We start from the raw sequence: 25369 nt of genomic DNA, 5'->3' as shown, positions 1-25369 counted from the left end.
AGTGTGTTTTTTGTAACTGATAATAGTTTCATCAATACAAAATGTAGGCACTTTTGACTAACAGTTAAAATCAGAGAACACTGGTATAACAGTGCAAGCGACGGGCAGAGCAACGGGCTCTAATTGCTGTCGATTGAGCGCATTTTATCAGATTTCTCATTGGGTGCCGGAGTGCGAAAGACACGGATAATGAAGATACCTGCAAGACCTACGAGGAGAGCTAGTAGAGTCCAACTTGCCCAGTATCCAACAGTATCAGCAGCAAGGCCAAACAGCGGCGGAACAAACAGTCCACCAGATGTAATTGCCAATTGCCCACCTCCAGTCGCGCCTCCTACCTCATCAGAGGAGACTAGCGAGCCGAGGCAGGAATAGTAGACGCCTGTATTACCAAGAACAAAGAAGCCCAACACAGCAAAGCTAATTGCTGCAAGTAGTTCAGATCCAGCAAGCATGACAGCGATAAATGTCACAGTACCAGCCGTGGTTTGTGCAAGTAGTACACCAGCTGTCCGTCGGCGCTGAGATCCAGGGAGCCGGTCACAGATCCACCCAGAGATAACACGTCCAAGGCTACCAGTCACTTGGACAAGGGCAAGCACAGCGCCACCAATTGCAACGGAAGTGCCTATTGACTCTTCCATATACAAGACGGTATATGCTGTCGTCGTGAAGATCGCTGCGCCAAGAAAGAACCCAGCAATAACAAGCGATCGGTATGGACGATTCTGAGAGAGTCTACGAAAGTCCGGATAAGTTGCCTCTGATGTGCCTTCAACGGGAGGATACAGGACGAAAAAGAGGATAGCTATCGCAACTGCAAATCCAGCAGCAAGGTAAAATCCAGCCTCCCAGAACAAGATACCAGCAATCCACGTCACGAGCACTGCGCTGATACCACTTCCAGCGGTAACGCCAACTTGCTTCACTCCCATCGCGAAGTTAAGCCGATTGCTTGGAACTTTATTGAAGATCGCTTTATTTGTTCCTGGCATCGCCGTTCCATACAGTGCTCCGACAAAGAACACTGCAACAAGAAGTGTGATATAAGACCACGAAACAGCAACGCCGACGGCTGCGACTGAAATACCGAGTAAACCCCAGGTAAGGATACGCCGTTCTCCAAATTTATCGGTCAATGCACCAATTGGTAGAAGTGAGATTGCATATCCAAGTGTAACTGCAGTAATGACAACACCAACGAGAAATCGAGAGACTTCTAACTCAGCACGGAAGAATGGCGTAGCAGCAAAAACGGCATAGTAAATAAGGCTTGCCGCAACCTGCCATCCCGTAACAAGTGTGACAATTTTCCACGTCTTCACTTCCACCACCGGAGCGCTACATTAGCAGACATAGTAGACAATTTTTAGTATCGATTGGCAGTAACTTACGCTCATTGATTGCAATTTGTGTCTCAAAAGTTGTATAAATGAATAGCAATAGCGAGAGCAAAAAAGTCTATGATAAATCTGTTATTAGAATAAAATATCTGGCGTATTAGGACTCTCTTACTGGCTGATAGCTAACTTGGTATCTATCATCGGTGTCATCGATATCTGCAACGGTATAAAACTGAATAGGTTGTTCTTGCTTTGTGGTAACTGGAAAGTTGTAGTGTTCTGCTTCATACTTGAGGTCGTCACCAGAACGATGTTTTTCCTGAACAAATTCTCGGTGGTTCTCAAGGCGGGTTTCAACGACGTTTTTTGAAAAGGCTGGAATTTTTTCTATTCGGTCTGCAAATACTTGGATAAATTCGTTCTCAATCTCAAAGCCGACCGAGTTTCTTCCAGCAATGATCGCAGCAAGCGAAGTCGTTCCAGTTCCCCAGAACGGATCCAGCACTGTATCACCATAGACGCTGTACATATTTATTAGGCGATATGGAATCTCAAATGGATACGCTGCAGATCGGTTTCGTAGCTCATCATGCTCTAACTGTTGTATTTCTCCTTTGATATCCGTCCATACATCTGAAAACCAGTTATTACGCTCCTCCCAGAAATATGCAGAATTGTATCGGCGCTCTGATTCAGATTGAAACGTTCGTCGTTGCTTGCCGTTTCTAAAGATCAAGATATACTCATGCTCGAGTGTAACATAGGCATTTGGCGGGATCATTCCACTGCCCATGAACTTTGCTCCGGAGTTGACGGGTTTTCGCCACAAAATTTCGGGAAGTGGCTCGAATCCATACGCTTCGAACGCATCAATTATTCGGGAGTGATTTTGGTAGACCCGAAAGCTGTTATCGACCTTTCGTGTGGCATCGCCGATGTTGATACATGCAATTCCTCCGTCAACCAGTACGCGGCTTAATTCTTCCCAGACCTTGTCCAATTCGGTATGCATTGCTTCAAATGCAGCCTGTCCTTGAGAGTTCTCTAAATGTGATTCAATATCGGAGTTGAGGCTGCCAAAGAGATCGTCCCACATCTCGATCATTGGGTACGGAGGAGAGGTAACAACGAGTTCAACAGAGTCATCCTCAAGTTGATCTAAGCTTCTCGAATCGGCGGCAAAGACATGATGATATGTTTCCATTGTTAGCTGTTCTCGGCTTTTCTCTCATAGACGCTTCGTATTTATTGCACACTTAGTCTCTGAGAAAGAGCTGTAGCAGCCGGCTCTTAATACACGTATAATCGGTATAGGCTTTTCCAAAGTATTATATAAGCTACTGTTTTTAGGCATACCTAAAGTGAGCGCAGTTCAAAAGACAGTTGCGAAGTTGGAGAAATCATGCACCGAACTTCCAGCGGTATTTTCAGTCTACATGCATTCGTATCGGCCGGTTGTTTCACAAGAGGTATCGCTTGGAGCGCTCGATGAAGCAGATAATATTCTGAACGTGGGGTGTGGGGCAATGCCGTTTACTGCTGGATTGCTTGCAAAATACACTGATGCAACTATTCATGCAATTGATAAGGATTCAGCAGTCCTTACAGAGGCGCAGCAGAATTTAAATCGGGTCGGAGTTGGCGATAACGTTAAACTATACGAAGGGGACGGTACAAAAGTCGTAGGAGACGGATCAATTGTTTCTGAGGTTTGTGATGTTGCCGTACTAGCGCTCCAAGCCCGACCAAAGGATCAAATTGTTTCAGCGTACCAATCAACATCAGACGCTCCAAGTAAAGTCATTGTGAGGCAACCCCGATCAATATTTGAGGAAACATATGATTCCATTTCTACGACTGAGGCGACAGTCGATTCTGTTACACACCTGATGCCGACGTTTGATCAATCCCTGATGCTGCAAGTATGAGGCAAAAAGCAGTTCTGTGGGTTGTTGGTGCGGCGATTTTGGTTGGAGGAATACTCATTGCTGGATGGGCAGAGATCGTGGAAACTGCGCAAATGTTAGCCTGGTATGAGCTACTTATTCTGTTAGGACTACAGATTATAACTATCGCCGGGCTTGCTTACCAGTGGGGGTATTTGTTCAAGCGATCGGGGAAAAGTATTCGATACAGAGACATAGCGATTGTAAATCTCGCCAGTGGGTTCGTTGAAAGCGTTACACCATCCTCAAAACTGGGCGGGGAGGCGGCGAAAGTATATCTATTCCATCAAATAACAAATACAGCATATCATCGTCTTTCAGCGTTATTACTGGTGCAGAAGTTTGTCTCTCTGGGGCCGCTTTTTGTCATCTGTGTCGTTTCAACGCTGTTCTTCGTCAACTATGCCGATGTGACGGTCCAGTTAGAAACCAATGTGGTCCTTGGACCTATATTAGCGACGATAATTGTACTCTTGATTGGCTACTTGCTGATTCGATTTCGAGATCGACTGTTAGTTGACAAAGAATATTCCATCCCGCATATAGATGAGGCACAGAGATTTCTGCAAAGTTCCATACGGAATGCGAGGTCGTTGCTAACATATTCTGAACAGGCATGGATGCTATCCGTCTCAACTGGTGTCTGGGCATTGTATCCGTTCAAAGTGTATCTTGCTGCACAGTTTTTATCCCTTGAGCTAAGTTTATTTATCGCAGTTGTTGGAACGTTTCTTGCATACGGAGTCAGTTTACTTCCCGTTTCACCAGGAGGACTTGGAACGTTTGAGGCAACGTTAGCTTCGGTTTGTGTAATTGGAGGATTAACGTTTAGCGAAGGGATGGCAGTTGCGCTAGTTACTCGGGTTGCAACGTTTTGGTTTCCGCTTGCTCTTTCGGCCGGAGCAACAGTTTGGCTATTCGTTTCAGACGAACAAATATCACCTGAAGAGACTCGGGTTGACAGTTGGTTTCAGTAATTCTGCCGCCGAGCAGATAAATCCAAATCAGATATGCCTTCTGTATACTTGAGCATCTGTTAATCTATGTCATCGAGTTATCATAACACTTTTAGGCTTACCAAAAAGACAAACGCTTGAATACACTGTGTCAAGTAAATCCGACTATTCAGTTGAGGAAGATCACAAGACGGATGCGTTCTCACCCAGTGGGAAAAACGCAGTCTCGGCATCAGAGTCTCCACGTAAGACTGTTACAGCAAGTAACCGGATTTTACAGATAATTGAATCACTAGATCAATACTCAACTGTTTTCGGAGACGTGTATCAGCGAGTAGCATACAAGCGGCTTGTACAGCGTGAATTAGAACTGCTTGACCCCAATACAGACGCACAAATTCTACACGTGGGATGTGGACCACTGCCGATGACGGCGATGGTCTTAGCCAAGGAAGGTTATTCAGTTACAGCTATTGATCACGATCCAGCTGCCGTTGAAGCAGCCCAAGCGGCAGTTGACAGTCGTAACTTGGATAAGAAGATTGAGATCTGCCATGCAAACGGAGAAGGTGTTGAACCGAGTGATTTTGATGTGGTTTGGCTTTCGTTCCATGTGTACCCAAAAGCAAAGATTGTCCAGCAACTCGTAACTGATCTGCAGGCACACCAATCCCTGGTTTACCGTCGACCACGTGGATGGAGTGAACATCTATACCCGACAGAGTCTGTTCCAGACCATATTCATCAGGACTCGGTTTCGCATCGTTTCGGTAAGGAAAGTGTCATTGTGTGTTCCGAGCCACAGGCATGTGAATCATGTGTGGATGTTCCGGACTGCCCCGCACGGGGAGCAGATGTCACCGAAAGAAACAGTATCCATCAAGATACGAGAACTCTTGCATCATTTGCGGAAGGAGAACAGGTCGTAATTAGATCGGCCCCTGATAATGACCAGTTGCCAGCGTTAGGAATTCGCTCTGGTAAAGAGGTCGAAATACAGAATCACCAGCCGTTTGATGGACCAGTCGTTGTCAGTACTGGAGGTCGCACAGTTGCAATTGACCGTGATATTGCGCAGGAGATTCATGTTCAGCAGTTAGCGACCGTTCGTCGGGCGGGCGAAGTATGAGTAACGGAGAGAAGACAGAACTCTCATGTGAGAACCGTCCAACGGTTGCCCTGATTGGGCCTCCAAACGTCGGCAAGAGCTCACTGTTCAGTGCGCTCACTGGCATGGATGTAGAGATCGCCAACTACTCAGGGACAACAGTCGAGTATAAGCGCGGCCGGGCAACGTTCGACAATCATGAAGTTACGGTCGTTGACATTCCCGGAACATATTCGCTCTCAGCAAGCAATGAGGCCGAGCAACTTGCTATTGATGCATTAGAAGAAGGTTGTGATGTTGCCATTTGTGTGTTAGATGCGGTTAATCTTGAGTCAAGTTTGCACCTATTGTTCGAGGTTCAGGAGTATGATATCCCAGTTGTTGCGGCAGTAAATCGAGTTGATTTGCTTGCAAACAATGGTCAGACACTTGAAACAGGATATTTGCGGCGTGAGCTATCGAGTCCAGTTGTTGAAACTATTGCAACAGAGCAGCAGGGAATTGATAAATTGTCAGAACTGGTTACTGCACAACTCACGGATCCGTTTGTGCATGATGATCCTCCATCGAAAAAGTGGGAGCGAGCAGAAAAGCTTGCTACAGACGCGATTCGAGAACCAAAGACGAGTAATACTGGGTCATCTAAGCTAGATCGTCTCAGTCAGCAACTTGTCCAGCCATGGCCAGGAATACCTGTTGCGTTCCTTGTACTCGTCGGAACATTTGCTATCGTCGTAGGCGTCGGTATGGGAATTCGACAGTACGTTTTATTACCGGTGTTTGAAGCAATTCTCTTTCCGGTGATAGAGCAGACAGTTCAATCAGCTACTTCATCAGAAACGATTCAGAATATTCTCATCGGCGAATATGGTTTCCTCATCAAGAGTATTGAATGGCCCTTTGGACTCGTGTTACCGTACGTGCTGTCGTTTTATATCGCATTAAGCTTACTTGAAGACAGTGGATATCTTCCTCGCCTTGCAGTCCTGCTTGATGGTGTGATGGATCGAATTGGGCTCACAGGAACTAGTACGATTCCATTGATGCTCGGGTATGGTTGTGCAATACCTGGTATAACTGCAACTCGATCTGCAGAGACACAGAAACGACGGATTATGATGACACTGATGATCGTGCTTGCGGTTCCATGTGTTGCACAAACAGGCGCATTTATCGCACTTCTGGGTGAAGCCTCTTTGCTGCTTGTTCCGACAATTTTTTTCATGTCTTTACTGGGAATGGTTGTTTCAGGACTGATTCTGGACCGGGTGCTTGATGGACCATCTCCCCCAACAATTACGGATGTTCCACCGCTGCTTGTCCCAAATATGAAAGTGACAGCAACCCGGGTATGGATGCGTATCAAACACTTTGTGCTGGGCGGCGCAGTACATATGATATACGCAATCGGAGCCGCGTCAGTGTTATATGAACTTGGAGCATTGCAGCAGGTTGGAAAATACATGCGACCGATTGTCGTTGAGTGGTTGCATTTGCCTGAGGAGGCCGCGATACCACTTATTTTAGGTATCGTTCGTCGAGAGTTAACTGTACTACCGCTAATTGAGATGGATCTTACGACAAGTCAATTGTTTGTCAGCTCAGTTGTTGCACTGTTTTACGTTCCCTGTGTTGCTGTGTTTGCAACTGTCGTGCAGGAGTATAGCTCCAAAATGGCAATCTTTATTCTCTTTTTGACTGTATTGACTTCATTCCTGATTGGAGGGATATTTGCTCAAGCACTTGCATTAGCGTGAATTCAAATATACTTCGTAAAGAGCGAGAGGGACAGCAAACTCGAATACGATAACACGGATATTTATTTGATAATTTTACCGGGTTGGGTGACAATGTGGCTTACAGCGGTATCGAGGCGAACACCCACCGGCTTTAGCCGTGTGGAGGAGGTCAATCATCAGGTTGGTGTTTCTCAAGGAGATCAAGCGTCGTGTAATGTTCATCAATGAGATGGCCGAGAACAGATTCCTCTATTGCATCAACATCCGGAAGGTCAGTTTCATCTACAAACGCATCAGCAATACCAATGCGCTCAACTTCTCCATAGATAACCTGTGTCTCTGCAATCTCATGCGTATCGTATGTTGTGCACTCAAGCCATGCCGGGGCTGTATCAATACGTGGAACTTCGACAGAGGTACACGATGTCGTTTCAACGTCTATGAGGTCGAACTCAGAATGGTCAACATCTCGGGCTGTTTCATTCATCTGGTGCAAAAATTCGTCTGTGAGTAGGTGATACACAAATTCATCAGTATCAAGAACATTTTGTGCAGTGTCTTTCATACTTCCGTCAGGATGAGGCGCAACTGATAGTCCAATTACTGGTGGATCCACACTGAGCGGGGAAACAAAGCTATATGGAGCGATATTGGGTTCCCCAGAGGAGTCGACTGTGCTAATCCACCCAACTGGGCGTGGTGTAACAAGTCGTCCAAGTGTGAGAAACTGCTCATAGCCATTAAAATCATCTGGCGTATATTCCATATTGAAACACCATTGTTAGAGAGTTATCACTGTGTGGAATCACGAAAACTGGGGAGACTGCTCCGGGGATAAGCTTAATCACTCGGCTTGCTACCGCGGTAGACAGACCGGCAAAATAACCACCGAGAAAATTCAATTAAGATAGTGAGTAAGCGATCCGTTCGCCAACATCAAGCCCGTTTCGAAGAGCAGCATGTACCCGGGCTTCGCCAGCAACCCAGTCACCGACACAATATAATCCAACATCCTGGGCACTCTGAACAGGACCAGTGTTAACCCCGCGGTCTGGAAGAGCATATCGCCAAAATTGATGATCTGTCCAATCAGGATCGGAAAGTCTCTCATCGTTCATAATTTCTGCAGTCATCGCCGCTAGTCGGGTGTTGTTCTTTTCAGGCGATCGATTTTCATTTCGCTCTGACCACCCTGGACTAGCCTGAACGATGAGAACAGATTCATCTGCGGGGACATGTCCGGATTTACACTCTTCTCGAGAAATCCACCCAATATCGTGCTCCTTGTCAGTATTAACTAGTGCATAGTACGGTTTTTCAATCCGGTATGGGTAGTGCAAGACGGCCGACCAGAGCGACCGGTACGGAACAGCATCGATGGCATCAACAAGTTCATCTCGAAGAGGAGAGTCCCAGTCTGCTTCAGAGAGTAGCTCAGATGTCTGTGGAGCAGGCGGATTAAACACCACATAGTCGAACGGGCCCCACTCATTTGATTGAGTGTCAACAAGCGTCCATGTGTCATCACGATAACGTGGATATGCGACGCGGGTATTTTGATGTACTTGAACATCGGTCTGTCCAAACAACTGTTTTGCACAGCGTGTAAGTCCAGTCTCATACGACCATCGGGATGCGTCATTTGATCGCCCCTCAGAAACCTCTTCGTCTTGTTCAAAAACGTAAATTGGCTCCTCAATGTTGACTAAGCCACCAGCATCCAGTGTCTCTGTCAACAGTTCATTCACACGCTTGTCATCAGATTTGATGTAATTTGCTCCATAGTCATACGTTATTGCGCTACGACGCCGTGTGGCTGCTCGTCCACAAACGCCGCCAGACTTTTCAAGAACAGTAATCTCAACATCAGGAACAGTACTATCAAGAAGATAGCAGAGGGCCGCTGAACCAGCTCCGGCCCCAACAACGCCGACATGAGTCATATTATTAGATACACATCAATGCGGCCTAAAACTGGCGGAGGAGGGGAATATTTCGACATGCGGGCAAGCTCATAGTTGTCATCCTTACTAGACAGCATAGGACAGTGGACTTACCCCGGACGGTCGCCTTATACCGCCTATACAGTGGCTGCAATGTTCAGTTATACGGCCAAAATAGAAAAGTTAGCAATTATCAGGGGCTGTGCGACCAGATTTAACTAACCGTGATAACATCCGGGTTACGCCATTGCTTCCATCGGCGATGGAGCATGTAGCCGCCAAGGAGAACAGCGGCCACCGGGATGAGTGTTAGTGCAAGTACAATACCACCAGAGAGTGCGAGAAGCGCAAAAGGCAGCGTGATCGCTGTCCAGAGGAACAACGCCGCAGCTGTAAGCGCTCCTCGGCTTACCGGCCGTGAAGCACCGGTGGCAGACATACCACGATAAACTGCGTAACCACCGACTGCCGCAACGGCGGTCGCACCAGCGATTGTCAATGTTGCCAGCATCATAATATAATACGTTATCATATAGTAAAGCGATTTCGGTCGATCAAATGCTGATTGTACCATACAAGGTAACGGTAGAAGTCATATTATCTCCAGAAGACCTCACTTCAATCTCACTGTAACATGGCAGCAGGCTGGATGAACACAAAGTATGCGAATAGACATTAATATCAAACTCCAAGACAGTCGCATTATACTTCCTGTGCATTGACGCTTATCTGAAATATCTATCACATACTCCCGTAAAATATAACTAAGTTATATGAGTATATATCAAAATGCTTATTATCCAAGTAGAGTCATATTATATATGCACGATTTAACAGGCTTTCAACGCGACCTGCTGTACGCAATTGCTGGAAATGACGAACCTCATGGTCTAGCACTGAAAAAAGAACTAGAGGAATATTACGGGAGTGAGATCAACCACGGACGTCTATATCCAAACCTTGACACACTCGTAGAGAAGGGCCTTGTTGAAAAAGGGAAAGTTGACGATCGGACAAATAGCTACGCACTGACACAGCGAGGAGAGCGAGAAATCGAGGCCCGACGCAGTTGGGAAGGAGAGTTCGTTAACGTTTCGGCTTAATCAGAACTGTCATTTATTTTTTAGTTAATTTATAACTGACTTATACTTAAACAATACTGTGGATTTTATGTGGAATACAATTTCAGAACGTTGGTTGTGAGTCAACCGCTTCGCTACTTGGCACCATTGATTCTTTGCGAACGAAGCTTAGCGTTCTTATCCCACCGTTAAGGAGACTGAATAAAGGAAGGGAGCCCTTCTATGTTTCTTCGGTTAATTCGATAGAGAGCGTTTTTTCAATATCTTCAATCACCGACCCGCCAACACCAGCACGAGCGGCACGGCCCTGTTCAACAGCAAGAATATCATCTTCTGTCGCACCAATTTTTTCTGCTAATTCTGTCTGGGTAAGTCCATTTTCCTGTCGTGCACGTGTAACAACATCGGCATATCCAGATATAAGGTATGGAAGTGGATCGTCGTCGTAGTCAGTGCCTTCTTTCTCCCAATGGCTAGAATCACCATCCCACAACTCACTGGTTTGTGGGGCATCGGAACTATGAGACGTTGGAGTTGATTCTTGCTGCTGCTCGTCAGATGAAGATGATTTCTTTGAAGAGTCATCGTGTGGTGCACACTGCTGACAGACAAGAAGCGTTGCCCCAGCAACCTCTGCTTCACGCAGTGAATCGCTTTGCTTTCCACAGAGTTCACATGCAGATCCATCAGACTCAGACCCGGAGTCACCCGTTGAATATTTTGCCATACATTATATTAGGTCGTCACCGGTATTAACTTTGACACAGACGATTACTGATTTGAGTGTATCCGCTCGAAACGAGTATAGCGGACACCCATTTTATTTACAGGAAGATTCTAACACAGATTCAGGATCACGGGGTGAAATCGTTGGAGACCGATAGCGCGTTTCGCGTCTAGGTATTGTAGCTGCTTCGAATAGGTCAGTTATTTAGTTACGATTGGATTGAAAGCCCCGTAGAGACAGTACTGCTGTCCAGATTCCGCCAAGTGCAAATGGGAACCAGTACGCAGCCAAACGAAACAGAAGAGCCCCGGCTGTCGCCGCTGCGACACCGATACCAGCTGTTAAGACCAAAACAGCTGCCAGGGTAGCTTCGACCCCACCGAGCCCGCCAGGAGCAGGCACAAGGAATCCGAGTTTACTCAATGCAACAGCGAGCATTGCAAGAGGAAACGCGATAGGTGAGCCGATTGCATATAAAGTAACGTATAGCGCAACAGCCAACATAATCCATCCAAGGTGTCCAAAAAAGAGGGCCAGCAAGATTGATCTTCGATCTGTTGCCAGTAAATCAAGTGTGCTGTAGAATCCCTGAAGTCGATCCTGAAGATTCTCCTTGCTGAGTGCCTCTGCAACACGAGGGGAGACTCGAGCGACAACACGTCGGCTCCAGTCAGCAACCGATAGCAAAGCTCGCTCTACGGTCTCGCGACGGTACCAGATAAACAGAAAGCCTGCGAGAATTGCAAGGAAGATCAGCGGAACAAGATAGAATCTAGCTGTAACATCAAATGTCCAGGCCGTACCAAAAATCAGGTACAAAAGTCCAAAAGTTCCCAGCGTATAGTATGGAACGTAGTTGATAAAGTCGCCACTGACGACAGCCGCAAAGTCACCTTCAAATTCTCCACCTGTGTTTTGTGACAAAACGTACGCAATTGCGGGGGTTGCAGCAACTTGTCCATACGGTGTTGCGTATTTCATGAAGGTTGCAGAGGTGAAGATACCGAACAGTTGTCGACGAGGGACAGCCCTTTCAACGGACTGGAGGACTTGATGCCATGAGAGCGTTCTGAATGCCAATGTCCCAATAACGGCTAAGAAAGCGAGTGAAAAGATCGTCCGATCAGCATCTCGCATAGCATCAAGTACATCTTGCCAGCCGACACTCACAACGAGTATTGTAAGTGCAACAGCAGCAACCGCGAGTCCTAATGCAAGGCGACGCTTCACTGTTATACAATTACTAGAGATTCCTAAAACATCTATGGATTTATACTTCTCTGATATTCGTGTCAACAACCTCGGGGCATCCGGCTTGAATTTCTGTGAAATACTCAAAGACAATCTGGAGTTAGAGAATAGTTAACGAAGAAGGTAGAGAAAAGAAAGGTCTTTTAACCACCAGCGGGCTACTCTATATTGCACACAGTGCGTGGGTAGCCAAGCCAGGCCAACGGCGCAGCGTTGAGGGCGCTGTCCCGTAGGGGTCCGCCGGTTCAAATCCGGTCCCACGCATTATTTTTTGCGGTGAACTTCACTGTTCAGAGATGCGTATGCTTTGCAAAGAAAGTGTTGGCAATACGGTTAAGCGGCCAATCTAAGAGAATCAAACACAGCTTCACCAGAAATCAGTCACAAGGGAACCAAGAAAGAGGATGATCTGCGGTTAATTCAATTGTAACCGGATCACCGAGAGAGACAGAGTTAGAGTGGTTGTGCATGCACTCAATGGTAGTTCCATCTAATAGCTCAACCCGATACTGAATCATGGATCCCAAGTATTTACGATAGGTGACACGGCCATCCATTGAGGCTTCTGTTGCTGGTAACGCAATAACGTCGTCTGGTCGAACAAGAACATCAACATCCGTCTGACTATATGCGTCTGAAAGACCTCGAATCTGTGAAACAGGAATATCCGCAATTGGAGTCTCAACAGTACCTTTCTCAACAGTGCCACTGAGGAAGCCAGCATCGCCAAGGAATTCAGCAACAAACCGTGAGTTAGGATGTTGGAAGACTTCTTCGGGACAACCGACCTGTTCGATGGTTCCATTATGTACAACTGCTATCCGGTCAGAGATTGAGAGTGCTTCTTCTTGATCATGTGTGACAAAGATGGCAGTCACACCAGTCTGCTTGAGTATTTGTCGGACCTCCTCACGCATCGTCACCCGGAGATCGCGGTCAAGATTCGAGAAAGGCTCATCGAGAAGTAACACCTCGGGTTCAGGAGCTAAAGCACGGGCTAGGGCAATCCGCTGTTTCTGGCCACCAGATAGTTCTTCTGGATAGCTTTCTTTTTGCTCCGGGAGGCCGACGAGCTCAAGTAACATATCAATTCGCTGCTGGCGTCGGGACGACTCCCAGTGGTCGATTCCAAAAGCAATGTTCTCTGCAGCGGTCATGTGCGGGAAAAGCGCGTAGTCCTGAAACACAATTCCAATATCGCGTTTCTCAGGAGGAACGAATGTATCCGGACCAGAAACAGTGCTTCCGTCCAATCGAATACGACCAGTGGTCGGGCGCTCAAGGCCAGCAATCGTACGAAGTGTTGTTGTTTTTCCACAGCCAGAGGGGCCAAGCAGTGTCATGATCTCTCCTTCATCGATAGTGAGATCGAACTCTGACACAGCTTGTTCAGACGCGAACTTCTTTGAGAGGTTGTCAAGCTGTAAGATGGAATCTGCATCCGCTTTATCCTGATCTATGGATTTATGAATCTGTTCAGATACCGGATGCTGGTGTGTATACTTTGATGAATGGGATGCCGTCATCGATACCACCTTCTCAAATGCTGAGCGGATTTGTAGGTGTAGTTTGAGCGAATAGAAGGTTGATAGCGGCGGCATTTCATATTCAGTGTATTATCTCACTAACGTTTAGGACTCCCTAAAAACATTATGATATAAGAATATGTGACAGAAAATCGAATGTATTATATGTTTAGGTTAGCCTAAAAACCTTTCATGGAAGACAGCAACCATCTAAGTTGCGCGAAATCGACAGATAGACGGCGTTTTCTTGCCGCTACAAGTGCTGCTGGTGTAGCCGGAATTGCAGGATGTACTGACTTTCTTGGATTTGGATCTAGGGATGATCCATACGAAACGTATGGTCCACAGGAAACAGGGATTAACGAAGAACAGGTAACATGGGACGACTTAGGGGAGTTAACTGGAACGCTGAAGGTTACGACTGGAAGGACGCAAGACCAAATTGATCCAGTGTTCGAGGCACTTGAAGAAGAATATCCGGATTTCACGGTTGAAAGAGACTACAGTGACGAGGATGCAGGTGCGCGAAATCAAATAATAGAAGCAGGCGAAGAGGCTGAGGCGGACGTTTTCTACACACAGTCGTCTGGATCACTTTCAATGATCAAGGAAGAAGGATTAGCACAAGAGTTACCAGAAGATGTAGAGCAGGCTGTCGAAGAGCAATATCGGGACGATGACGGTGAGTGGTGTGGTGTTTCAGGTCGCGTGCGAGCGATACAATATAACACAACAGAGTGGGACGAAGAGGAACTGCCCGACGATATTTGGGAGTATGCTGAAGACGATCGATTTGCAGAGGAAATATCGACCCGACCGAATTCAGGGACGTTCCGGTCATTTATTATTGCAATGTTAGAACGAAAGGGCGAGGAGGAGACTAAAGATTGGATAAATAAGATGATGGAAGATCAAAATGTCCATTTACACTCTAGCGGGTCACAACAAGCAGAGAGTGTTGATAATGACAATGAGAATACCCTCGCACTAGGAAACCAGTACTACGCACAGCGTCGGATACAGCAGTACGGAGATGATTCAGATATTGATGTCACATTTACGTCTGGTGATGCAGGTTCATTGTTTATGGTCTCCGGTGTTGTTATCCTTGAAGGAGCTGAGACCCCGAACTTGGCCGCAGAATTTATTCGACATCTCTTGGCAGTTGACGGCCAAGAGAAGTTTGTGGAAGCTAACGGCGAGTATCCTGTTGTTACTGAATTTGACGACTATCCAGAAGGTTTACCAGCACCAGAGGAACTTGATCCGCCAGAATTTGACTTGAATAAGCTATCTGATCTGCAAAGAGCAATTGACGTGTTGGAAGACGAAGACATGACGGTATAACGCGTCGCAGAGTGACAGTTACCGAGCCAGAGTAAAGATTTGCAAACGCACTTATTCAAGCAAGTATACTTGTGAATCGATTACGGTTGCCCCAAAGCATACGTGCGGACAAAGATCGCTCGTTGTTGTTGACAATACTTAGTGGGACAATTGCGGTCTTAGTTGCATCTCCATTGTTCTGGTTATCGTTACGGGTATTGGAGGTTAATCCAGCCGAAGCAGTTGAGATGGTTACCGCACAGCGAAATATCGATATTCTGCTTAACAGCATCGGATTGATGGCCGCTGTGACAGCGTTTTCGATGCTGCTTGGCATACCGCTTGCGGTGTTAGTAACACGTACTGATCTTCCGTTTAAACGACCGCTGACGATTATCGCGGCACTTCCACTAGTGATTCCAAGTTACATTGGGGCATTTGCATTTGTCTCAACGTTTGGACCCCATGGAGAGATTAGTTCTATTGCCGGGATACCGATTCCAGAAATTAGTGGTTATGCTGGAGCAATTCTAATTATCACACTATATACATATCCGTATGTGTTCTTAACAGCGCGAGCCGCACTACTGTCAATGGATGAATCAATGATTGATGCTGCACGGACGCTCAATGCAACACGATTGGGGGCTTTTCGACGAGTTACACTTCCACAAATCAAGCCGGCCGTCGCAGCTGGATCACTGCTCGTTGCGTTATATGCAATCTCAGACTTTGGTACACCAGCATTCATGGGTATTGAGGTATTTACAAGTGCAATCTATCGACAATGGGATGTTGGAAGTATTGAGTATGCCGCGTTACTCTCGTTACAGTTAATTGGTGTTGTAGCAGTTGTGCTGCTGCTTGAGAGCAAGATTGGCGGGGATGAAAAAACCGGACAGAGTCAAACAAAAGGATCAAAAATCCAGCTTGGACGATGGAGGTATATAGCTGTAGGGTTGTTTGGTCTGATAGGCATCGTAGCAATTGCATTGCCGGTCATTATCTTTGGAAGTTGGTTGCTCCAGGACCCAGCACAGGAAGTACCATCGCTTGAGTTCCAGTTAGAGTTTGCGTTTAATTCGGTATATCTAGCAGGGATCACAGCACTTCTCGCTGCAATACTCTCGATTCCAGTCGGATATCTTTCGGCACGATCAGACAGGTCGCTAGACCAGTTATTCGAACGAATAACGTATGTTGGTTTTGCTGTTCCAGGAGTGATTATCGGACTGGCACTTGTTTTCTTTAGTGCGAACTATGTTTCGTGGTTGTATCGAACTGTACCTGTCTTAGTTTTCGCATACGTTGTTCGGTTCTTGCCACAGGCAGTGGGCACCACTCGATCAGCTTCATTACAGGTTGACCAACAGCTAACAGAAGCAGCTCAAACGCTGAATGCTGGAAGATGGAGGACATTCCGAGAGGTAACTCTTCCGTTAATTATGCCCGGAGTAGTGGCGGGAGCAGCGTTGGTATTTTTGACCACAATGAAAGAACTACCAGCAACGTTAATGCTTCAGCCATTTGGAATGGAAACGCTTGTGACGATTATCTGGGCTGCAGAACAGACACTGCATTATCAGTATGCAGCCATTCCTGCACTCGCATTGATCATTATATCAGGTATATCGATGGTTGTCATGCTTCGGGGAGAAAATACAGGACTAATCTGAAGAAAGGAACCGTCGGAACAGAGAATCTTATTTTTCAAGCTGATTTTCAAATTCTGTTGTCGGATTCTGCATGATCGCAGATCCGAGGGCTCCAATTCCGCTAGCATTACTGGATAGCCAAGTTACACTTCCATCGTCCTCAAGAAATCCATATTGATCAGACTCTTCGTCGATTACCAGCACACCACCAAATAGCCCACCATCACTTTCTGCGATTGCGAGCTCATATCCTTCTGCTTCAAGTCGTTCGCGGTATTGTTCCATTCGTTGCTCGAGTTCTTTACGATCTGTGTAGCTCAGTTGGTTGAAGTACTTACCAAGATGTGTGTTATCAGTCATATCTATTCACCTTCTTGTTGTTTGTGATGAGATAGTCGTCTGTTCGCAGTCTCGATCCACCGCATTATTTGTCTTCTAGCCACAGTGTGGCCTTCTGATGCAAAAATATCAGCAATTGTTTCCTCGTTAACTGATGCCAGATCGACAACCGTCTGGAAACCGTTGTCTCGTAGTAGATTTGCTTGCTGTCGAGAAAGGCCATTAATAGTCTCAATCGGAGGTGCAGCAGGCGAATCAGAATCAGCACGTCCCAACGTACGCATCTCTCTGATTGAATCCTTGAGTTCGTTAATCTCAGGTAACTTTTCTTCGTCGTCAATAGCTCTGTTCAGCCGATTAGTATCTGCCCAGAGCAAATCACCAAGTGTCGTGACACCTGTACCTTTTAAGTTCTCGATAGTTTCTGCCTCTAGGTCATCAATGGTGTCAATAGGCTGATCAAGTATTGAGTTGCCCCCCTTGCTCGAATCAGACATCCCGGCCCTTCTTTGTATCAGTGAATCAATCTGCTGATGAGTTGACTCAATCGCCGCCTTACGACGGGGAAAATCATCTCCTTTACCATCGACCTCAATATCCCCATCAGTCAAGATGTCGAGAACATCAAACGAAAAAGATATTGAAGAACCGTCGGATGATGATTGCTCAAGATGAACTTGATAGCCCTGTTTTGTTTGCTGGAGTGTTATCCCAGTATCGAGTTCCATTTCTAAGTCAGCAGCATGATATACAGGTACTGCGACATCAGAGTGTCCAGATCTGACGAGCTGTCGCATTCGTTGTTTTCCATACAGCATTGCCTCGACCTCTGCTCGGGATAGTGATTCATACAGTGTAACAAGGAACGTCCGGAGATCACGAGTTTCTGGTTGACGCTTACTCATTGTTGTCTCGATTGTCTAGTTGTTCGGTTCGCTGACGAAGAATATCCTCGACACTAATCCGTTCTGGTCGCTGCTTCTGATCTCTCGATTCTTGAGTGTCTTCAGTCTGCTCTTCAATAGCAGTATTGGCGACACGTTCAATCACTTCTTCACCGATGGTTTCGTTTCTCACTTCTGCGACCATATTGACTTCTAAGTCAAAGGCAGACTCTACACGACGGTTGTACGCTGTTGATTTACTTGCTGGCTTGACTTGTAGCCGGCGGGGCGTAGCAATTCGTTCCGGTGCAGGAGAGTGTTCGACATCGTCAACCTGGGTAATCTCCGCGGAAAAGCTTTGTTCAATTCGATCTACCTGTAAGTTAGGTAGCGACAAGAACAGCACAAGTGGGATATCTATGCGCTTTGTTACGCGCTGGTTCTCCTCATTTTGAATAGTTGGGGCCTGATACTGAAATGAAACGGTAACAAGGTTACCACGTTCATCGTATGCTGTCTCCAGCAGTAGATCAACAACTTCAGTTTGCGCTTGAATACTGGCATCAACGGCTGCAATAAGAGGACCAGAGAACAAATTCGATAAATCAAGATTCTCAAGAGAACTAATTGCTGGCATATATACTCATTATGAGATCAATTGAATCATTCTTCAGCCTCATCAAGAGGCTTTTCAGTAATTGTCTGCTCTAGCACGTCCATCACTCTGCTCGTCCCTTCTGGGGGTTCAATGGATCCGGCCTCGATGTGCACTTTCTGGTGATATTTTCGTTCAATCTCCTGTTGTCTCTTTTCTTGTTTCTTTGAACTGCCACTGACCGTAAAATAGGGTAAATACCCAGCTCTTCCGCCAAATTTGCGCTCTTGTGATTCGGCTTTTTTCTCTACAGAATTCAACTTAACATTGAAGTCAATCTCAACAGTGTCAACTTCGAAGTATGGTACGTGTAGCAACAATAAGAGCGGCACTTGTAGTTCAAATTCTTCTTCTGTTGATTCACCTTGTTCGTTAACGGTTCCTTTCCGGTATGAAAACTCAACATATACCGGTTTACGTGTCGCATCAAATGCGAAATCATCGGGCTCTTCAAATGCAACATCAAGAATAAAATTTGCTGCAGTTTCTGAGGCAGCTGCGTTTGCCTCAACAGCAGCGTTGAGTGGAGCTCCAAGTATTTCGTCATACGGAATGTTACCTAGTTCAGAGGGAAAGTCCGGATTTGCCATGTCGATCCATTCTTGATTAGACTAAGAGGTAAGTTAGGTATACACCGATTATATTCGCCTTAACTGCCGATTAATACGGGGTACAATTATTATGGTGACAAGAAATAGTATTGGATGAGCGGGAATAGTACCTGCGAGAATCCCCATGACCTAACGCCAGTTCCCCTTACACTACTGTGCTTCTTGTCTACTTACCTAAACTGCGATGCTAATTGAGGACAGGGGATCCGCCTGAAGAAATTGTACTCACTGAAGATTGGTCTAAGATCGTACTTATCGCAACCGCTCAGTTTTCTCGACTAATGGATGCCGCGCATAATCTACTACTTCAACATCCTCAAGTGAGCTAAGATCATCCTCTGCCGCAGTTTGTTTCATCCCAAGATCGATTGGCGTATCTACAACAATAACGAAAGCCTCCATCTCAGTGATTCCAAGGTCGTTTGCTGCCATAATGCGGTGATGGCCATCAGCAAGGTACAAGTCACCAGCATTATCAACTACCATCAACGGCTCAGCAAGTCCTCGCTCCAATTCATATTTACGGCCCTCAAGCTCGTCAGCATAAACCCGGTTTTGAGTAGGTGTAATTTCATCGAGTTGAACAACGCGTCGCTCACGTCGAAGAGTAACACCATGGATATTTTCAAGTGTTTGTTGAAGCTTCTCTGCCTTTTCAGGAGTTGCTCGTTCAATTTGGCTACGTATAACGTCAGTATTCGAGATAATACCAACAAGGTTGCCGGTGTCATCAACAACAGGCAATCGACGAAAGCCTGATCGAAGGATCACACGAGCCGCATCGGTGAGTTTCATCTCAGGGTGAGCAACCAGTATATCCGTTTCCATCACAGTGAAAATTGGACTATCTGGATCAGCGAGTAAAAGATCATCAGCACTAACAAAACCTTCAACGCGTCGGCGTTCAACTACTGGATATCCGGAGTGACCGTCACTGCTGACAATTCGTTCCGCGACATCACGAACGGTTGCCTCCGGAGAAACCGTGCTGACATCTTCAGTCATGTAGTCCTGGACCTGAATATCTCGGTCCGATTCTTTAACCGCCATATAAGGACAATACAGAGCAGTAACGAAAAGGCTTCCCAGACTATCGTTCCACCCGATGATTACTCAATAGGTGAAGTACCTCGGTGTCAAGCCCCGAGGCTTCGCCGTCTTGGGACCGCACCGCACTGCACCGGCAACGGAATTTAATTCCTCCCGACCTTCTCTGTGAGGAGTCGGCTGGAATTCACACCCGAACACGCCGATGTGTCCGTGGGAGTCGGCAGCTCCACCACCGCCCGACAACTCCCGTCTCACGCCCAATGGACGGTGTTGAGAGGAGTCGCATTTCCAAACTATCCAACGACCAGCAAAGGAAATGAGGGCTTCATTTCCATACGTTGAGTGGTTTGTTTCTGGTCGTTACCGGTGTATTGTCGCTCGAACATCTTACATTTGTATAATATTTTGACGGCATTCACCCTCGGGGGCAAGTGGTTCGAGACGCAAAGCGTCTCGTCATCATGGAAATCTTCGATTTCCAAACGACCCCGAGGCACTCTGCCTGTTCTTCTGTAGAATACACTAATCGTAGTTAGTTATCTGAGTGGTCAGAAGACGAGTTGTTAGAATCCAGATACGATCTAGCTGAGAAAGTGCGTAGCGATGTGATGTCTTCTGACGATTGGTATCGAACAGGGACAGTAGAAGCGATAACATCAATTGTTTCTAAAAATCGTGTCTTTACAAACGAACGAATAATATCATCTGGATTACTATCGTCTTCGTCTACAATCATATCAATCGGAATTTGACCACCGGCCATCTCCTCATGACCGCCAGCACTACCGATGTAGTCAAGAGATCGGCGGAATAGTTCACCGATGTCAATATTGTCATTTTGTGAACGACCAGAACAGTAGACAGTATCATCCTGATAGCCATAGACAAGGGTCACGTCAATATCCTCCAACTGAAGCAAGAAGTCAGCAGCTTGGGCAATTGTATCGCGGTCACTAAGTTCACCCATGAACGAAATAACGGTCGATTCATGTCGTTCTCGACCTCGAATCGCTGCTGCAATCGCGCCGTATGTGCTAGAACTAACAGCTGGTGAGGAGATGCTGTCAAGTCGTGAAAAGTCAACGTGGGGTGCCAAGATTGCAGACGCCTCAAAGTCGGCTTGCGATGTTTGACGAGTGAATACGTCGGTATCTGTCGTGATGCCAAAGAATAATGCGGTCGCTACTGGAGAGGTAAACTGAAATCCAAACTGAGAGATATAGTCCACTAGAAGAGTGCTTGTTGATCCGACATTTTCCCGGATATCAACGAAGGTTCCTTGAACTGGACCTTTCTGGGGGTGATGATCAATAACGATGTCAATCGAAGCCTCCTCTGGTAGCTGATTGTTAACGCCCGCTCGAGAGTGATCTACCAGCGCAATACCGTCATATGAGTCTATTATTTCTGAAGCTGAGGACTGTGATAAATCAAGATCAAGTGCATTGACAAGTGCTCTGTTTTGTTGATGGTTGATCTCTCCGGCATAGCAAGCTGTAGCATCTACTCCAAGCTTATTAGCGATATATGTAAGAGTAGTAGCACTGGCGATTGCATCTGGGTCCGGATTGTCGTGTGCAACGACAGCCAGTTTACCATCAATACCGGTAACTGCGCGGCGGAGTTCTAAAGCTCGGGCGGCACTCTCTGTGAATATTTTTCCCAAGATCTGGTCAGCTAAGACGGTATTACACTCAATAACATCATCAACCATCGATGAGAGTTGTTCTTGTCGTTGGGGTGATGTATCGGAATTAATATACGCAACAGTTGGAGTTGCAGGATACATTGCACTTGCCGTTTCAGCGTATGCTATCGTTCGATCAAAAGCAGGATCAGCAATAAAAATTCCAGAAGGATTAATATCAAGACTGTTAAGAACAGAAGAATCAGCTGGATCAGCCTGGTGAACAGGGGCAGCAGGAAGCTCTTCTTGAGAGATATTTGGAGCGATAATGAAGACATCTGAACTTTCGCGCTCCACAATGTTGCGAGCTACAGACCCCCAACCCAAGATCAACCGGGTCATTCTATTTTATATTCAGGCATGTATCGGTTAAAACGCTACGGAGAATCAAGCTCAGATTTGTGCAGATATGGTCAAGTACGACTATTCTTCGGGGAGGAGATCGTTAGCGGCGTCAACGAATAGATCGTGGAAGAGATCAAATTCAACTGCGTCAACGCCGGAAATGATCCAGACAACTAGAAGCGCAATCGAGACGGTTGCAGCAGTGAGGACGCTAACATAGATGCCAGTTGGCCGACCACTGATTCCATGCGGTTGATCTGGCTCATCAATCCACATGACCTTGACAAGACGGGTGTAGTAATACAGCGAGACTGCACTCGTCAAGGCACCAACAGCGGCGAGCCACCAGAATTCAGTCTGAATAGCACCAGTGAAAAGTAGGTACTTGCTCCAGAAGCCGCCGCCGATTGGGAGCCCTGCCAGATTGAAAAGTAAGATAGTCATTGCCACACAGAGTATCGGTGCTTCTTTGGCCAGACCAGCAAAGTCGCTGAATTTCTCCCCGAGGTTCCAATATTCACCGACACTGGCAAAGAGGAACGCACCAGTGTTCATAAATGCATATACAGTAAGATGTAAGATACCCGCGGCGATTAGGAACTGATTCTCTGCTCCGGAGAAGTCGCCTGTCGCTAAGGCTCCAAGGACAATCAGTACATATCCTGCATGGCCGATTGAGGAGTACGCAAGCATGCGTTTGACATTTGACTGAACAAGAGCGGCATAATTCCCAAGAAGCATCGTAAGCACAGCAAGTGCGCCAAAAATGAGGATCCAGTCAATCTCGGCTGCAGGAAGTTCGCTCATTGGGAATGCTTCAAAGAAGATACGGAACGTGATAACAAACCCAGCAGCTTTTGATGCAGACGAAAGGAACGCTCCCACTGGAGCGGGTGCAGCATCGTAGGCTTCAGGAGCCCAGAAATGGAACGGGACAGCGGCAACTTTGAATCCGAGCCCTACGATCATCATCAAAACGCCAATCCCGAAAAGACCCATCTTATCTGCTCCTTCTGAAGGAAGCGCACTCAAGATATCTGAGAATACAAGGGCCCCGGTAGAGGCATAGACAAGGCTGATACCATACAGGAGAACTGCAGACGAGATAGCACCGATAACAAAGTACTTAAATCCTGCTTCAGCGCTGCCTTGTCGATCCTTGTGGTAGGCAACAAGGACATATGATGGAAGGCTTGCCAGTTCAAAAGCAATGAATGCGGTTGGAAGGCTGTTTGCATAGGCGAGAGTAGCCATTCCGGTTGCTGCTAGCAGGACGAGTGAGTAGAACTCGCTTTTTCTGGGAACCTGCTTCAGATAATCATATCCACCGAGAACAACCAACAGAGTCACAACAGAGACGATAGCAGCAAAGATAAGACTGATATCGTCGACAACGAGCTGATTGGCAAGGATTCCATCACTCGGATCGCTTCCATCGACTGAAGGAATTCCATCATACAGATACCAAAGAGAGGTTGCTAAGGCACCAATTGCGCCAATAGCAGAGATACCAGCTAGAAGCCCGCTAGTATTCCTGTCTGGCAAAATCGCATCAACAGCAAAAACTGCTAGTGCTGTCACTGCCAGTAAAACAACTGGAAGCAATGCAATCGTTGAATCAACAAGTTCAGACATTAGCTATCACCTCCATTTTCGATAGGTTCAATTGCTGGTTCAATCATATCGAAGATCAGGTCAGGATTAACACCAAGAGCGATAATCAGGCCGAGTAGGATAAACAGTGGAAGGACATCTTGGGCAGACGCCCGGCTAAGTTCATAGTCAGTGGCAAGATCGAATGGACCGAACAGTGTCCGCTGCATCGCATAAAGCAGATATCCTGCCACAATTACAATTCCAAACATTGCAACGCCAGTGAATACAGGTGAATATGGGAGTGCTGAGTCGAAAGACCCGAAGAAGACAAAGAACTCAGCCGCGAATCCAGACATGCCTGGGAGTCCCATGTAAGCGAATGCACCAGCAACGAAGATTCCGACAGCTACTGGCATGCGGTCTGCCAACCCGGACATATCTTCAACCATTCGCGTATGAGTAGCACTGTAAATAACGCCGACAGTCATGAACAGAAGCCCGGAGATCAGGCCGTGAGAGACCATATGGAAGGTGGCTCCACCGATTCCATAAACCGTGTAGGCAACCAAGCCAAGGATAACATATCCCATTGAAGCAACGGATGAATATGCAACAATCCGCTTGAGGTCTTGCTGTGCTAATGCCAGTAGCGCGCCATAAATAACACTGATAACAGCAATTGCTCCAAGGAGCAGTGCAACCCAAGTTTCGGTTGCAACATCTGGCAGCATCGTGAAGTTGTATCGAAGCAGAGCGTAAGTACCCATCTTGAGTAGCACTCCCGCTAAGATAACTGAGACAGGAGACGGTGCTTCAACGTGTGCATCAGGCAACCACGTATGGAATGGAACAACGGGGACCTTCACTGCAAATCCAAAGAACATCGCGAAGAACGCGATGGTCGTGAGGGTGGTGCTGCTAAGTCCTAAGTATGTATCATCTAAGAACGCGTCGTTGTTCAGTGCCGTGGTGATCTCAAATAGATCAAAGGATTCAACGGTTAATCCGAAAACCATTGCGAGGAATCCAATGAACATCACCAATGAGGCGACATTTGTGTAAATGAAGAACTTGATAGCTGCATACTTGCGACGTGGGCCGCCCCAGACGCCAATCAGGAAGTACATCGGAATAAGAACTGCTTCCCAGAAAATGAACCACACAAAGAAGTCAAGTGTGGCAAATACGCCAATCAGCGCAGCCTCCAAGAATAACACTAAACCATAGAATTGTGACTGACGTTCGTCAATCGGAGTCCAAGCACTGAGGATTGCAAGCGTGGTAAGGATTGTTGATAGGACTAATAGTGGGAGACTAATACCATCGAGAGCGGCTATCCACTGGATATCATATGTTCCGAGGTTGAGGATTGTTGTCCCAGAGAGGTCAGACTCAAATGCCCGATTAGTGCTTTCGAACAACACATTTCCGTACTCGCTGGCATCTCCATAGAACTCCCAAAACATCAGGAGAGATCCAGCAAGCGGTAGTAGGCTAAGAAGGAATGCTATTCGCCCGGCAAAGCGGTCAGGCGAAAGGAACGTTGCAACTGCGCCAACCAGACAGATAACAATTAGAATCTCAATGATCATGTCAGGTG

The 25369-nt window shown here is 46.6% G+C and carries 23 protein-coding genes and 1 tRNA gene; 8 read left to right on the top strand and 16 right to left on the bottom strand.

What is annotated here, in order from left to right:
• Positions 1–119: 119 nt before the first annotated feature.
• On the bottom strand, positions 120–1331 hold the full coding sequence (locus K0C01_RS08020) for an MFS transporter (RefSeq protein WP_221171231.1): 1212 nt from the start codon (positions 1329–1331) through the stop codon (positions 120–122).
• Positions 1332–1500: 169 nt separating this feature from the next.
• Positions 1501–2547: a DNA-methyltransferase gene (locus K0C01_RS08015; RefSeq protein ID WP_221169195.1), complete on the bottom strand. Its 1047-nt coding sequence runs from the start codon at positions 2545–2547 to the stop codon at positions 1501–1503.
• A gap of 157 nt (positions 2548–2704) precedes the next feature.
• On the opposite strand from K0C01_RS08015, the gene K0C01_RS08010 reads away from it, so the two are divergent.
• The 4 genes from K0C01_RS08010 (at position 2705) to K0C01_RS07995 (ending at position 7110) form a co-directional block, all read left to right on the top strand.
• Entirely contained in the window at positions 2705–3271 is a 567-nt protein-coding gene (locus tag K0C01_RS08010; RefSeq protein WP_221169194.1) for a class I SAM-dependent methyltransferase, read from the top strand.
• Complete coding sequence (locus K0C01_RS08005; RefSeq protein ID WP_221169193.1) at positions 3268–4266, top strand: lysylphosphatidylglycerol synthase transmembrane domain-containing protein; 999 nt, start codon at positions 3268–3270, stop codon at positions 4264–4266. The genes K0C01_RS08010 and K0C01_RS08005 overlap by 4 nt, the downstream gene beginning before the upstream one ends.
• A gap of 127 nt (positions 4267–4393) precedes the next feature.
• Positions 4394–5374, top strand: coding sequence for a nicotianamine synthase family protein (locus K0C01_RS08000; RefSeq protein WP_221169192.1), 981 nt, complete (start codon positions 4394–4396; stop codon positions 5372–5374).
• Positions 5371–7110: a ferrous iron transporter B gene (locus K0C01_RS07995; protein WP_221169191.1), complete on the top strand. Its 1740-nt coding sequence runs from the start codon at positions 5371–5373 to the stop codon at positions 7108–7110. Before K0C01_RS08000 ends, K0C01_RS07995 begins: the two co-directional genes overlap by 4 nt.
• 151 nt (positions 7111–7261) lie before the next feature.
• Here the strand turns inward: K0C01_RS07995 and K0C01_RS07990 are convergent, their stop codons facing one another.
• From K0C01_RS07990 to K0C01_RS07980, 3 genes are all read right to left on the bottom strand, one after another.
• Complete coding sequence (locus K0C01_RS07990; protein WP_221169190.1) at positions 7262–7858, bottom strand: flavin reductase family protein; 597 nt, start codon at positions 7856–7858, stop codon at positions 7262–7264.
• Positions 7859–7994: 136 nt separating this feature from the next.
• Positions 7995–9035, bottom strand: coding sequence for an NAD(P)/FAD-dependent oxidoreductase (locus tag K0C01_RS07985; RefSeq protein ID WP_221169189.1), 1041 nt, complete (start codon positions 9033–9035; stop codon positions 7995–7997).
• A 214-nt stretch (positions 9036–9249) separates the two neighbouring features.
• A complete protein-coding gene (locus K0C01_RS07980; protein WP_221169188.1) occupies positions 9250–9609 on the bottom strand; it encodes a hypothetical protein in 360 nt (119 codons plus the stop codon).
• A gap of 247 nt (positions 9610–9856) precedes the next feature.
• Between K0C01_RS07980 and K0C01_RS07975 the strand changes: the two genes are divergently transcribed.
• Entirely contained in the window at positions 9857–10138 is a 282-nt protein-coding gene (locus K0C01_RS07975; protein WP_221169187.1) for a PadR family transcriptional regulator, read from the top strand.
• 199 nt (positions 10139–10337) lie between these two features.
• Here K0C01_RS07975 and K0C01_RS07970 read toward each other — a convergent pair whose 3' ends face one another.
• Together K0C01_RS07970 and K0C01_RS07965 are read right to left on the bottom strand one after the other, a co-directional pair.
• Complete coding sequence (locus K0C01_RS07970) at positions 10338–10844, bottom strand: helix-turn-helix domain-containing protein (RefSeq protein WP_221169186.1); 507 nt, start codon at positions 10842–10844, stop codon at positions 10338–10340.
• Positions 10845–11048: 204 nt separating this feature from the next.
• Positions 11049–12074 (bottom strand): lysylphosphatidylglycerol synthase transmembrane domain-containing protein, encoded by a 1026-nt coding sequence (locus tag K0C01_RS07965; RefSeq protein WP_221169185.1) that lies wholly within the window; start codon positions 12072–12074, stop codon positions 11049–11051.
• 200 nt (positions 12075–12274) lie between these two features.
• On the opposite strand from K0C01_RS07965, the gene K0C01_RS07960 reads away from it, so the two are divergent.
• Positions 12275–12359 (top strand) — tRNA-Leu (locus K0C01_RS07960).
• Between the two features lie 113 nt (positions 12360–12472).
• Here the strand turns inward: K0C01_RS07960 and K0C01_RS07955 are convergent.
• Positions 12473–13621, bottom strand: a complete 1149-nt coding sequence (locus K0C01_RS07955) for an ABC transporter ATP-binding protein (protein WP_221169184.1) — start codon at positions 13619–13621, stop codon at positions 12473–12475.
• Positions 13622–13813: 192 nt separating this feature from the next.
• On the opposite strand from K0C01_RS07955, the gene K0C01_RS07950 reads away from it, so the two are divergent.
• Positions 13814–14968, top strand: a complete 1155-nt coding sequence (locus K0C01_RS07950; protein ID WP_221169183.1) for an extracellular solute-binding protein — start codon at positions 13814–13816, stop codon at positions 14966–14968.
• Positions 14969–15096: 128 nt separating this feature from the next.
• Positions 15097–16623: an ABC transporter permease gene (locus K0C01_RS07945; RefSeq protein ID WP_259372358.1), complete on the top strand. Its 1527-nt coding sequence runs from the start codon at positions 15097–15099 to the stop codon at positions 16621–16623.
• Positions 16624–16650: 27 nt separating this feature from the next.
• Here K0C01_RS07945 and K0C01_RS07940 read toward each other — a convergent pair whose 3' ends face one another.
• From K0C01_RS07940 to K0C01_RS07905, 8 genes are all read right to left on the bottom strand, one after another.
• Positions 16651–16962, bottom strand: coding sequence for a hypothetical protein (locus K0C01_RS07940; protein ID WP_221169182.1), 312 nt, complete (start codon positions 16960–16962; stop codon positions 16651–16653).
• A gap of 2 nt (positions 16963–16964) precedes the next feature.
• A complete protein-coding gene (locus K0C01_RS07935) occupies positions 16965–17846 on the bottom strand; it encodes a hypothetical protein (protein ID WP_221169181.1) in 882 nt (293 codons plus the stop codon).
• Positions 17839–18462: a DUF2589 domain-containing protein gene (locus tag K0C01_RS07930; protein WP_221169180.1), complete on the bottom strand. Its 624-nt coding sequence runs from the start codon at positions 18460–18462 to the stop codon at positions 17839–17841. The genes K0C01_RS07935 and K0C01_RS07930 overlap by 8 nt, the downstream gene beginning before the upstream one ends.
• A gap of 26 nt (positions 18463–18488) precedes the next feature.
• Positions 18489–19070, bottom strand: coding sequence for a DUF2589 domain-containing protein (locus tag K0C01_RS07925; RefSeq protein WP_221169179.1), 582 nt, complete (start codon positions 19068–19070; stop codon positions 18489–18491).
• Between the two features lie 273 nt (positions 19071–19343).
• Positions 19344–20141, bottom strand: a complete 798-nt coding sequence (locus tag K0C01_RS07920; protein WP_221169178.1) for a CBS domain-containing protein — start codon at positions 20139–20141, stop codon at positions 19344–19346.
• 532 nt (positions 20142–20673) lie between these two features.
• The gene (locus tag K0C01_RS07915) at positions 20674–22170 is read right to left on the bottom strand and encodes a DHH family phosphoesterase (RefSeq protein ID WP_221169177.1); all 1497 of its coding nucleotides are present in this window, start codon (positions 22168–22170) and stop codon (positions 20674–20676) included.
• 81 nt (positions 22171–22251) lie between these two features.
• Positions 22252–23808, bottom strand: coding sequence for an NADH-quinone oxidoreductase subunit N (locus K0C01_RS07910; RefSeq protein WP_221169176.1), 1557 nt, complete (start codon positions 23806–23808; stop codon positions 22252–22254).
• Entirely contained in the window at positions 23808–25361 is a 1554-nt protein-coding gene (locus K0C01_RS07905) for a complex I subunit 4 family protein (RefSeq protein WP_221171229.1), read from the bottom strand. Before K0C01_RS07905 ends, K0C01_RS07910 begins: the two co-directional genes overlap by 1 nt.
• Positions 25362–25369 lie beyond the last annotated feature (8 nt).

Origin of the sequence: Salinarchaeum sp. IM2453 (genome assembly GCF_019693215.1) — an archaeon.
Lineage (GTDB): Archaea > Halobacteriota > Halobacteria > Halobacteriales > Salinarchaeaceae > IM2453.
The sequence above is the reverse complement of the archived record's forward strand: the minus strand, read 5'-3'. Positions and strand labels throughout refer to the sequence as shown.

Coding starts and splice junctions, on each gene's coding strand:
- K0C01_RS08015 (WP_221169195.1), bottom strand. CDS start 2,547: ATGGAAACATATCATCATGTCTTTGCCGCCGATTCGAGAAGCTTAGAT.
- K0C01_RS08005 (WP_221169193.1), top strand. CDS start 3,268: ATGAGGCAAAAAGCAGTTCTGTGGGTTGTTGGTGCGGCGATTTTGGTT.
- K0C01_RS07995 (WP_221169191.1), top strand. CDS start 5,371: ATGAGTAACGGAGAGAAGACAGAACTCTCATGTGAGAACCGTCCAACG.
- K0C01_RS07990 (WP_221169190.1), bottom strand. CDS start 7,858: ATGGAATATACGCCAGATGATTTTAATGGCTATGAGCAGTTTCTCACA.
- K0C01_RS07985 (WP_221169189.1), bottom strand. CDS start 9,035: ATGACTCATGTCGGCGTTGTTGGGGCCGGAGCTGGTTCAGCGGCCCTC.
- K0C01_RS07980 (WP_221169188.1), bottom strand. CDS start 9,609: ATGGTACAATCAGCATTTGATCGACCGAAATCGCTTTACTATATGATA.
- K0C01_RS07975 (WP_221169187.1), top strand. CDS start 9,857: ATGCACGATTTAACAGGCTTTCAACGCGACCTGCTGTACGCAATTGCT.
- K0C01_RS07970 (WP_221169186.1), bottom strand. CDS start 10,844: ATGGCAAAATATTCAACGGGTGACTCCGGGTCTGAGTCTGATGGATCT.
- K0C01_RS07955 (WP_221169184.1), bottom strand. CDS start 13,621: ATGACGGCATCCCATTCATCAAAGTATACACACCAGCATCCGGTATCT.
- K0C01_RS07950 (WP_221169183.1), top strand. CDS start 13,814: ATGGAAGACAGCAACCATCTAAGTTGCGCGAAATCGACAGATAGACGG.
- K0C01_RS07940 (WP_221169182.1), bottom strand. CDS start 16,962: ATGACTGATAACACACATCTTGGTAAGTACTTCAACCAACTGAGCTAC.
- K0C01_RS07935 (WP_221169181.1), bottom strand. CDS start 17,846: ATGAGTAAGCGTCAACCAGAAACTCGTGATCTCCGGACGTTCCTTGTT.
- K0C01_RS07930 (WP_221169180.1), bottom strand. CDS start 18,462: ATGCCAGCAATTAGTTCTCTTGAGAATCTTGATTTATCGAATTTGTTC.
- K0C01_RS07925 (WP_221169179.1), bottom strand. CDS start 19,070: ATGGCAAATCCGGACTTTCCCTCTGAACTAGGTAACATTCCGTATGAC.
- K0C01_RS07920 (WP_221169178.1), bottom strand. CDS start 20,141: ATGGCGGTTAAAGAATCGGACCGAGATATTCAGGTCCAGGACTACATG.
- K0C01_RS07915 (WP_221169177.1), bottom strand. CDS start 22,170: ATGACCCGGTTGATCTTGGGTTGGGGGTCTGTAGCTCGCAACATTGTG.
- K0C01_RS07910 (WP_221169176.1), bottom strand. CDS start 23,808: ATGTCTGAACTTGTTGATTCAACGATTGCATTGCTTCCAGTTGTTTTA.
- K0C01_RS07905 (WP_221171229.1), bottom strand. CDS start 25,361: ATGATCATTGAGATTCTAATTGTTATCTGTCTGGTTGGCGCAGTTGCA.